Origin of the sequence: Methanoculleus sp. MH98A (assembly GCF_000691865.1) — an archaeon.
Classification (GTDB): Archaea; Halobacteriota; Methanomicrobia; order Methanomicrobiales; family Methanoculleaceae; genus Methanoculleus.
This window is the reverse complement of sequence record NZ_JMIO01000005.1, coordinates 1-10,409: the sequence shown is the minus strand read 5'-3', so window position 1 is coordinate 10,409 and position 10,409 is coordinate 1. Positions and strand designations below refer to the sequence as shown.

Here is a 10,409-nt window from a genome sequence, read left to right as displayed (position 1 = left end):
CAGGATCGACAAGGCACTCAAAGACGGAGTTCTGAACCCGCTGTCCATAGTTTACACACTCCTTCGCCACCCTGCGAAGCCGTTTCTTCCCTTCAGCAGTCTCCGTATTAACATCATATGTGACCAGAACCATCATCCAGAACACCTCAATTCATGAAGAACGGCGGATAACCGTCGATATCTCCCCGCAGGAAACGAGCCATCAGCATGGCCTGCACATACGGAAGCAGCCCGATAGGTATCTTCTCGTTCAGGTACGGATGTGTAATCGTATCCTGCTTGCGCTTCTGCCAGGCAGCGATGACCGACTTGCGCCCCCCATCGGTCAGAATAACCCCACCATTCTCTTTTTTCCAGAAATCGACGCCGCGGATCTGCTTCATGTTCACAAGGTTCAGTGCAAGGCGGTCGGCCATAAACGGCCGCAGTTCCTCCATCATATCGAGCGCCAGGCTCGGCCGTCCGGGCCGGTCGGTGTGGAAAAACCCGACGTAGGGGTCAAGCCCCACAGTCTCCAGAGCGGACTCGACGTCGTGAGCAAGGAGCGTGTACAAAAACGAGAGCAGTGCGTTCATATTGTCCAGTGGCGGCCTCCGGTTCCGTTCGATCAGGTAAAAATCATCCTTCTGCTTGAGGATCAACTCATCAAGAGTGGTGAAATAGAATTTTGCGCAGTTCCCTTCGATCCCCCGGAGCGTATCGGCAGAATCGCAGCCCTCGATCTTCAAGAAGTTCTCGATCAGCAGCGCATCCACCGCTCGAACCGCATCACAATCGATGACAGCGCTATGATCACGGACCCCCCGCCCGAGAACCGTGCGACAGTTCACGATCTTGCCGATGATGAAAGATTTCGCGATTTGCAGCGATTCGTCGTGACTATCCGCTTTCCGGTACTGTGTTCGCCGCAACAGAACGTTGCCGCGCACCCGTCCGTTGACCCGTGCCAGGAACTTCCCCGACGCCGTTAAAAATGACAGGCCGACATTGTTGTCGGAACAGAGCCGCATCAGGTGAGGGCTCACTCCCATGTATCCAAAACAGACAATCCCCTCGAGATTGTGGATCGGAATACGGAATTTCTCCTCGTTATCGACCCTGACAACGACGTTCTCCCTCTCGCGGGCCAGGTAGGACTCCGGCGTCGTCACGTACAGCGTATTCAACAGTTTTCTCATGTGCAACGCTTCCTGGCAGAAGGAGATCGGTTTTCGGGAGAGCAACTCACTATAACCCCCCTTAACACTCAACCATCCTCCACACAGGCCTCTTTAACATGCTTGCGCACGTACTTACGGACGGACAAACCCTTCTTTGTCAACTTCGGCATACAGACATTCTGAAGCGAACAGAGGTTGCACTTCCGGGAAGTTCCGGCAGGGGGCGTGACACCCTTTTTAAAGAGATCGTGCATCTCTTCAGATAAAGCATACACGCGGTTTCGCAGTGCATCGGACAGCTGCAGCGGCACCCTTCGCCGGATTTCATTGTAGTAGAAGTCACCTCGGTCAACGTAAATACCGAACATCTCCTCAAGGCACATCGCCTGTGCGCAGAGTTGAACCTCGTCACGCTCGTCGATCTTCGGTTTTCCCCGTTTGTACTCCACCGGTCTCATCACCCAGAGGCCTTCGTGATCCGGAAGAGAGACGCCATCTTCGGAACGGATGTACTCAACCACGTCCGCTATGCCGTATAGGCCAAGAGCGTATGAGACAAGAGGGAACGCCCGTGATATTATAATATCGCCGCGGCTCTCGGTGAAGAACGGGTCATCCACCCGCTTGTGAACCAGATGCCCCTCTGCAGTCCAGAGGTTCTCCTCCCACTGGCGCTCAACGTGGATGAGCGCCCACTGCCGCTGGCAAAAACAGAAGTGCTGAATGCCCGACAACGCGAGCAACTCTCCGTCAGTATACCGCACTGCACTCACAACTTCTCAATGACCTCAACTCCGGCGGGCACGTCCCGATCGACGGTGACGCGATAATCCCCAAATGACCGCGGAGGCATATCCCCGGAGATTCGCTCCACTCCGACCTTATCGAACAGGAGGTGGGACTGGCAACATCCCAGGGCCGTGTCGTGCTTGAAGACGATGAGTTTCCGGGCGGATAACTTACCCCTTGAGGCCGAGTGATCGTGTTCGAACATATTTACCAGGCCTTCCCAGAAGAGTTCCAGGTCGTCCTCGGAAAATCCCGTCGTCTTCTGAGCCAGATGAGCCGAGATGTAGCCCTCGGTGCGGTAGAGGGCATAGGGAACGATCTGCTTCTTTCCCATCGTCTGCCCTTTCTCACTGTCCCTCTCGTTGGCGACCGCCTGGCGGGTAATCGTAACCTCCTGCTGGAAGATCGGGTCGATGCTCCGGCCGAAATTGAGCTGCACGGGCCCGCGGACCTGCCCGCAGTTCACTTCAGTGGTCATCACGGCGCCGAATGTCCGAATATCGAAGAAGTTATCGCACATGAACTTTGTCAGCTGGCTATCCTTCGGTTTTTTATTACTGGGGTCAATGCCGAGATAATCGTACGCCTTCTTGTGCTGTTCGTTCAGGACCACACCGGATTGAACGTAGATCTCATACCCGGGAACACCGCTCTTCACCAGGTCAACGTAATCCCGGATCTTTCTCTTGAGACAGACGTCGGTCACGATCCCATGCCCGGTCTGCGGGTCGACCCGCGGCATGTTTCCCATATCAGGGTCACCGTTCGGATTTCCGTTCTCGACATCGAACAACAGTACAAACTCATACCGGTTTTTGATAGGTTCACTCATGATTACTCACCTCGCCTGCAACTTTCTCTTTCTTCGTGAAATTCGCCTTCCGCTGGTGGTAATAGCCGAGCATAAACATCCCCTGCTCCTCAAGGCTCAGATATGCCGGGAACTCGTCAACTCCCATCAGCGTCTCTTCGATATCCTGGGCGATCTTGAATCCCCAGTCGGACTTGGCGATATGGTGTTGCGCAAGTTTCAGCAGAACGGGGAAGACCACGGCAGGGGTCGTCGACGCGCTGCTGAAATACTTGCTGTTGATCGTGCTCTTCATCTCCCTGTTCGTATCGGCCTGCGCCCTCTCAAGCACTGCAAACAGCCTTCCAAGGCGATACGGCACGTTCGGGTTCTCTTCGTTCAGACTCACGGTAATCACATCCTCCTGTAAATTCGTCAGACCGGCTCTCGCAAGCCGGAGCAGGTAGGCCTTGATAAAGCCCGCCCTGACAGAGTTAATCGACCGCTCAACCTTCGCTCTACTGAGAATCGCACTGTACATCTGAACCGGATAGGGCGTACCGTTCAGGATCGACCTCATAAGGAGACCGCCGAGGAGTGGCGAGGCCGCTGTATTATCGGAACTTTGTGGAACGGTCTCCTTGAGCAGACGATATACAGATGCGTATTGTGGATCGTAATCACCCCTGACGATCTCCATGTCCAGGTGGTGCCGTGCCGCTCTTACGATGAAACTGCCAAAGGTGTCAACGTGCCAGAACCGCACTGCAAGTCTCGCGTTGTTTGGAGACAGGCCGAGCATGTAGAAATTCGTCTCAGGGTCCACCCCGACATCCTCGCTATGGATCTTGCGACCCGTCCGAACTTTGTCGAGAACATCCCTCATCAACTCGATCTTGCGCCAGTTCTGCACTCTTGCCGGATCAGAGGAATCCTCATCTGCATTTCCCTCTGTATCCTCATGAGGATCGAAAAAGAAGTTTACAGTCTCCTCGCAGGCGGTACCATTCATTTCTGCCCAGAATACAACCGTTGTATCGGCAATCCGCATTCGATAGTCCCGACGGGCAAGGAGATAGTTCAGGGTGGTGGTGTACTTGAACACCGACGATTCGCCGACCGGAGCATTAAAACTCTGTTTTTTTCCATACGAGCAGAACGAGTCGTCATTAAAACCGACGAGTGAAGCCCCCGACATTTGAGCGCCGGCAACGCCCTTGAGGTGTTGATGTATGCGGGCTATCGCACCCAGTTCTCCGGTCACAAGACACTGAGCGGTAAAGGTATCGCCGTCTCTATTATTGGAGTGGTACTGCTCCCAGGCCTTCCTCACCGAAGGTTTCGTGTGCAGGAAGACCCCATCGCATTCGAAGATGCAGCTTCCTCCGCTGAGAAGATCATCCATGTGCTCTACGATCTTCGGATGCCTGGTGAAGGCCTCGGGGTTCCAGGAATCCAGAAAGGCGAAAAGGGCCCGGATGCCGGGATCGTCAAGCGAATCGAATATCTCATGCTGCCGGGCCTTAAAGGCTTCAAAGTAGTCCCGTGAACGCTGATGAACCACAACGACCTCTTTATCGCTCTCAGCCAGAACCCTGTACTCTGGAGACGGGCCCTCACTGGAAGGGTTCAGGAACTTCTTTTCAAATTCGCTTCGCTTGAATTTCTCAACACCAAAGACATATTTCGCGTTGTCACACAGGACGTAAGGCGCTATGCCTGCTGCACGGGTAGGCTGTAGCGGCACATCCATAACCCGTGGTCGCGGTTTCTTGTCGTCACTCCTGAGATCGACGACATACGACAACTCCCCTTCGGGACTGAGAACCAGCGCAAACGACACCTTTCCACTGCTGTATCCCGGCCGGGAGATCGTTACGTCCTCATCCTCCTCCAGAATGTCGTAATAGCGGCAGAGAGACTGGATGATCATGAGACGCCCCCGAAAGCGAGACACCGCTGCACATCGATGATGCCGTCCACCATGACCGCACGGTAAAAGATAGCCTTCATATCATCGGCAAAATCGATGTCGTAGAGCATGAACCCGAGATCCTTCTCTCCGGTGTAACAGGACTCCGGCATCTCTCCTTCAACGAGTTCGAACCGGACCGGGAACTCGCGGCAGCCGAAGTAAGGCCGGTAGAAGCACTGCCCCTTCCGCATCCTGCGAAGGGCAACATTGTAGTGTTTCTCGACAGTGTCGTCGGGCCCCGCCTTGTCGGTCAGTTCAAAGTGCGCTTCAATCCCGTAACAGACATCGCGCAACAGCAGAGATGCCCGCTGGACAGCCCCCTGGGACTGATCTTGAAATAAAGCAACATCCTTCCCGCGAAGCGCGCTCTTCGCCTTCGCCGCCGGAATCTTACCCCCTCTCTCGTTCCGGCGGATGTTGTCGAATTTTATCGGGTTTAAGACATGGATCTTATCGATCTTCCAGCAGATGGCCGGCTTCCAGTGAATTGCCTCGAGGATGCCCCGTGCAGCCGACGGGGTCATCACATCGTAACTCACCCGCTCCGTCTTCATCTCCGGTCGGGTGAAGCAGGCGTAATCGCCCCAGACCTTCAGTCGCACTCCATAGCCAATAGCCGTCACCTCCCTAAACGATCAGTAGTGATCCCTCCCCTTCAATATCTTTTCTATTTATAAATCCGGTCTCCTCGGAGTATTTGCTCATATCGTTCAGCACATAGAATCTATCGCCGAAAAGATCGATTTCACCTGCGCGCTCCAGTTCTCGAAACTCATTGGGATAGATGTTGATCGTATACCCCTGCAGACGTCGTGCATACTTCCACGGCGATTCACTGGATCGGAGTTCGTCCACGAGTTTTCTCCCTTCTTCACCATAAGGAACGACGAGATCCTTCGTTCCCTGCTCGATGATGCTGAACTTCCAGCCGACATCCTCGAACGAAAATGCAAACTCACGAGCCCTCTTCTCGAATGACTGCAGTATCCCCTCCCGGTCGAGACCTTTTTCGCCCTTATACGAATAGAGTCTCTGGAAGTAGGCCTCGACGGCCGGAAGGGAGAGCAGGTCGTCATGTGTGTCCATGACCATTCGGCCAACTTCTGCCGTGAGCCGCTGCCAGCTCGTGGCCCGACCGTGCCCCTCGGTTGACCGGAAGACATAGACCTCGCCCCGGTCCGCCTTCCCCTCGCGGTTGCACCGACCGGCCGCCTGAGCGATAGAATCGACACCGGTTATCGCCCGGTAAACAGCGGGGAAATCGATATCCACACCAGCCTCGATCAACTGGGTCGAGATGACGCGACACTCTTCACCCGCTTTGAGCAGATCCTTGATCTCCTTCAATTGCTTCCTTCTGTGGACGGGGCACATCCTGGCACTCAGGTGGAAGCACCTGCCGTGTTCCGAGAGTGCTGCGTGAAGGTGCTGTGCATGGGCTCTAGTGTTGACGATGCACAGAACCTGGCGGTGCTTTTTCAGCCTTGCAGTGAGTTCCTCGTCGCTCAACGACCCGAGATCGTTCACGCGCACCCGCCGGAACGCTTCGTAGAGTTCTGCAGGCGAGCGCATGATCTCGACGGGCCTGATGGACTCGTCCAGAAGGTCACTGAGTTTCGGCTGGGTTGCCGTGCAGATGACGACCGTGGAACCGTAGTTTCGGACGAGTTCGGAGAGGGCCTGGAGACAGGGGCGCAGGAAGTCCGTCGGCAACATCTGGGCCTCGTCAAGTATGATCACGCTCCGGGCAAGGTTGTGGATTTTGCGGCATTTCGACCGTTTGTTCGAGAAAAGCGACTCAAAGAACTGGACGTTCGTCGTCACGGTGATCGGCATATCCCAGTTCTCGGCCGAGAGTTCGAGGAGACGCTTCACGGTATCGACGTCATCGCCGGTTATGGCCTTCGGATCGAAGTTGCTGTGGTGCTCAAGCACGTTTCGGCTCCCGAAGATCTTCCTGAACGTCGCAGCGTTTTGCTCAATGATGCTCGTATAGGGGATGACGTAGAAAATCCTCTGTAGATCGTGTTGTCTCAGATGGTCGAGCGCAAACGCCATGGATGAGAGCGTCTTCCCCCCGCCGGTCGGGACGGTCAGGGTAAACACCTGTGGAGGGAGGGCTGCCATCCCTCTGCACCGCTCGTAGATCTCTCTCCTCTGCTCGTTGATAGGGGTTTCCTCGGTGTTCGAGAGGAGTGCGGCCATGTACTCATCGAACCTCCGGGAGAGTATCTCGAACGATTCGTACCGCCCCCGGACAGAGGATGACCCGGGATCTGCGAACGCTTCGGTGTCGAGAGAATCCGCGTCGACGAGGCACGAGTAGAGCATGCGCGTATAGAAGGCCACCGTAAATCCGACCCTGTTCTGGACAGGCCGCAAACCCAGGCGGAATCCCGCGAGATCGGGAACCTGCATCTCGTCCCGATAAGCCGAGTAGTCCGGGAGGAATCTGTCCCCTAGGCGCTCTTCAAGTCCACTCTCATTGCTGCCGTAGTTCAATAAACCCCCGTGATGACCGGTGATGATATACTCAAGGATACGGCTGACCTGTTTCGGGTACAGCGCCCTTGCTTCCCGTGCACCGGCGGTCGAGTGGTCGACCCGGATATTCGCTCCCTCCAGCCGCCGCTGGAACTCGGGCGAGTACTTCCCGACGTCATGCAGCAGACCCCCGGCATAGGCAAGGTCACCGGCACCGAAGCGATCTGCAAACTCCGAAGCAATATCGGCCACATTCTGCAGGTGAACCCTAAGCAACTGCCAGTCACGCTTGCCGGGATCATCTGTAGAATGAGCATAATACATGAAACGCGTCACCGATCTAACAGTTCAATGATGGGATGATAAATATAACCGTTTTGTATTAGACACCGATCCGGGACAGGGATTTCCGCAAAATTACCCTTTCACAGGCCAATTCTCGCTGGGAGGGGTCAGGAAGAAAACATCCGCCCATACCCGGCGAGTCGCACCCTTCGCGGGCGCGTGGATTGAAATTTGAAGGAGTGCCCAAAGGTGATCTTCGTGATCGAGATCGGCAGCCCGAGCAGCGTCTACCGGAAGTACTGAGTCGCCCCGATCGGGGAGAACAGCCGAAGAAACAACATCCCGAAACAACGTCGGGGCGGTTTCGGCAGCCCGTCTACCAGAAGATCGCACCCAGGATCTCGCGCGTGATCTTCGCCGGGGTAGATGCCGCTGCTCGCGGCAGGCGTCGGGGGATCGGGACCAGCGCCGTACGCATCTTCAGAAAAAATCGACAGACCTATTATACCGGTATCAAAGTAGAAAGCATGCCTTACTCGTTCACCCGGAAGATAACGGGCATCTTCTTCAGGACGACAGATACGTTCCGGGAGCTCGAAGAAGAGCATCTCGCACCCGCGCTCTTCCACTTCCTCAAACTCACGGCCCTCTTCTCCCTGCTGATGACCGCCACGCTCTACACCCTCCCCGGCATGCCGATTGCGACTATTTCCATCTAAAAATTATAACATTATCGACTCCACGCTCTACACCCTCCCCGGCATGCCGATTGCGACGAGGTGGTCGCTGGCCGCCCAGGCCCTCCGGCCCCAGGACTTCTTCGTGGTCCTGCTCGTCGCGACCGTCATGATGCCGCTCGCCATCGGCGTATGGCTCCATATATGGGTCTGCATCTTCGGGGGACGGAGAGGGATCGGGCAGACCCTCAAGGCGGCGATGTACTCCTACACCCCGTTCTACATCATCGCCTGGATCCCGGTCCTCGGCCTCATTGGAGGAGCGGCCTCGACGCTCTATCCCCAGTACGTCGGGATCAGGGAACTCCACCACGTCTCGACGAAGAGAGCCGCCGGTGCCGTCTGCGCCGCAGCGTTCCTGCCTGTCGTTGCAGTCTTCGGGATTATCGTCCTCCTGCTCGCTGCACCCGCCTCGATGGTCACCGGCCCCACGAGCGGGAACGGAACACTGGTTCTCCCCGACAGCCCGTACCTGCTCGAGCGTTCGGAACTCCCGGGGAACATCATCATCTATACCGCAAATGAGATCGAGAGCGGGCTCATCATGCGGAGAGCAAAAGACTACGGCTGCTTGAAGGAGTACTCGATGATGTACGCAACGGAGAAACCGTCTCCTCCGACCACGAGGAATATCCGGCACTTCGTCATGATCTTCCCCCCGGGCAACGCAGCAAAGATGGTGCAGGCCGACGAGAACTACTACCGGGGGCTGGTGCCGCCGCGAAACGCCGAAGAACTGCCGGCACCCGACATCGGCGACAACTGCATCAGCTACAGGATACCGGGCACGGGTTCGGGATCAGTCGAGGCATACGAGAGATACTGCATCATATTCACGAAAGGCGATGTCTACGAGAGATTCTTCACCTACGGACCGTCCCCTGATTACGAACTCTTAAAGGATCTTGCCGGGCGTGCCGCGGCAAAGTTCCCCTGACTTTTGAGGCCGCACCTGGCGATTTGCAACCTGTATGAGCACTAAAACAGTACGTTCGATCTTCGGGAGACACACCCGGCCTCGGATTGAGGGAGACCCGCCGGACAAAAAGAGAGGCGCCGGGTCAGCCGTCCCCCGTTGCAGGGGCGCAGCTGACCCAGAGCCTGCCGTTCGGGGTGCCCTCGCCAGCGGAAACCCTGAGGGCGAGGGAAAGCGGCACTGTCTCGTCCACCGGCACGACGTCGGGGAGGGTCACCGCCTCCATCGGCCCGAAGGCGACGGGGGTGCCGTCACCGCCGAGTTTCGCCGTGTAGACGACCTGACCGTCAACCCCCATGTCATCCTGGGTGACAATGACCTGGATCGGCACGTTGCCGGTGTTCCTCACCGTCGGGCTCTGTGTCGTCCCGAACTCGGCGTCGCCCTCAACCCAGGCATCGACATCCTGTTCGACGACGCCGTAGTTGATCGCGGCAAAGTCGATCTCGAACGACGCCGTCGGCAGGTAGGTGAAGATGCTCCCAGGCGGCTGATCGACCGGTTCCGTCTCTTCGGACAGGACCTGCACCAGGACCCGGTAATCCCCGGGCGCCTGGTTGAAAGCGAGGTCGACCTCGCCTGCATAGATCACTGCACCGCCCTCCTCCAGGGCGCGCACGGCCTCATTGAGGCTTTTCCCGTGAGCGTAAGTGACCAGACCGGCCACGGAGGCCTCCTCGAGCGCATCCACCGTGGAGTTCTGCCGGGTCAGGTTGACACACCGGAGGGGCGAGCCGTCGGGCGACACCACGTTGGCAACGATTGGATACGACACCGTGCTGTCCCCGGTAACGAGCGCACGGATCTGCACGGCCTTCGTGGCGCCGTAGGTGCAGGGCGGCAGGAACTGGCTGCCCGGCTCCACCGGATCGTCGTCAAGCGTGCCGCCGGCGGTGTTGAGTTGCTCCCAGATGCAGAGCACGGCCGCGCGAGAGGGGAGCGCTGCGGCCGTCTCGTTCTCAGCCGGCGGGTCGGTAGAGACGGACTCGTTCGTCACAACTCCGAGGTCGGGCATGAGCCCGGTCGTCGTGGTGTTCGTCGGTGCCGATTCATCGGTAGCCGTGCCATTCGTCGGTGCCGATTCATCGGACCCCGTGCTGTTTGTCAGGGACGACTCGTCGGACCCCGTGCTGTTTGTCAGGGACGACTCGTCGGACCCCGTGCTGTTTGTCAGGGACGACTCGTCGGACCCCGTGCTGTTTGTCAGGGACGA

Annotated in this window: 10 protein-coding genes; 2 read left to right on the top strand and 8 right to left on the bottom strand. The window is 57.0% G+C overall.

Features of this window, described 5'->3' with window-relative positions:
• From cas2 to EI28_RS00770, 7 genes are all read right to left on the bottom strand, one after another.
• Window positions 1-136, bottom strand: a 136-nt coding sequence (gene cas2, locus EI28_RS13290) for a CRISPR-associated endonuclease Cas2 (RefSeq protein WP_082223036.1), incomplete at its 3' end; no start/stop codon positions are given.
• Window positions 137-146: 10 nt separating this feature from the next.
• Window positions 147-1,178 carry a type I-C CRISPR-associated endonuclease Cas1c gene (gene cas1c / locus EI28_RS00795; protein ID WP_048111881.1) on the bottom strand — a complete coding sequence of 344 codons (1,032 nt, stop codon included), beginning with the start codon at window positions 1,176-1,178 and terminating at the stop codon, window positions 147-149.
• 68 nt (window positions 1,179-1,246) lie between these two features.
• Window positions 1,247-1,933 (bottom strand): CRISPR-associated protein Cas4, encoded by a 687-nt coding sequence (gene cas4, locus EI28_RS00790; RefSeq protein ID WP_197018452.1) that lies wholly within the window; start codon window positions 1,931-1,933, stop codon window positions 1,247-1,249.
• Window positions 1,930-2,781 carry a type I-C CRISPR-associated protein Cas7/Csd2 gene (cas7c, locus tag EI28_RS00785; RefSeq protein ID WP_048111879.1) on the bottom strand — a complete coding sequence of 284 codons (852 nt, stop codon included), beginning with the start codon at window positions 2,779-2,781 and terminating at the stop codon, window positions 1,930-1,932. The genes cas4 and cas7c overlap by 4 nt, the downstream gene beginning before the upstream one ends.
• Window positions 2,774-4,672, bottom strand: a complete 1,899-nt coding sequence (gene cas8c, locus EI28_RS00780) for a type I-C CRISPR-associated protein Cas8c/Csd1 (protein WP_048111877.1) — start codon at window positions 4,670-4,672, stop codon at window positions 2,774-2,776. Before cas8c ends, cas7c begins: the two co-directional genes overlap by 8 nt.
• Window positions 4,669-5,316 carry a type I-C CRISPR-associated protein Cas5c gene (gene cas5c / locus EI28_RS00775; protein ID WP_231476507.1) on the bottom strand — a complete coding sequence of 216 codons (648 nt, stop codon included), beginning with the start codon at window positions 5,314-5,316 and terminating at the stop codon, window positions 4,669-4,671. The genes cas8c and cas5c overlap by 4 nt, the downstream gene beginning before the upstream one ends.
• Window positions 5,317-5,341: 25 nt before the next feature.
• A complete protein-coding gene (locus tag EI28_RS00770) occupies window positions 5,342-7,522 on the bottom strand; it encodes a CRISPR-associated helicase/endonuclease Cas3 (protein WP_048111875.1) in 2,181 nt (726 codons plus the stop codon).
• Between the two features lie 488 nt (window positions 7,523-8,010).
• Between EI28_RS00770 and EI28_RS00765 the strand changes: the two genes are divergently transcribed.
• Together EI28_RS00765 and EI28_RS00760 are read left to right on the top strand one after the other, a co-directional pair.
• The gene (locus EI28_RS00765) at window positions 8,011-8,202 is read left to right on the top strand and encodes a hypothetical protein (RefSeq protein ID WP_048111874.1); all 192 of its coding nucleotides are present in this window, start codon (window positions 8,011-8,013) and stop codon (window positions 8,200-8,202) included.
• A 43-nt stretch (window positions 8,203-8,245) separates the two neighbouring features.
• Window positions 8,246-9,157, top strand: coding sequence for a Yip1 family protein (locus EI28_RS00760; protein WP_048111873.1), 912 nt, complete (start codon window positions 8,246-8,248; stop codon window positions 9,155-9,157).
• A 124-nt stretch (window positions 9,158-9,281) separates the two neighbouring features.
• On the opposite strand, the gene EI28_RS14320 is transcribed toward EI28_RS00760, so the two are convergent.
• Window positions 9,282-10,409 (bottom strand): hypothetical protein (locus EI28_RS14320; protein WP_197018450.1); only part of this gene is annotated, 1,128 nt, incomplete at its 5' end.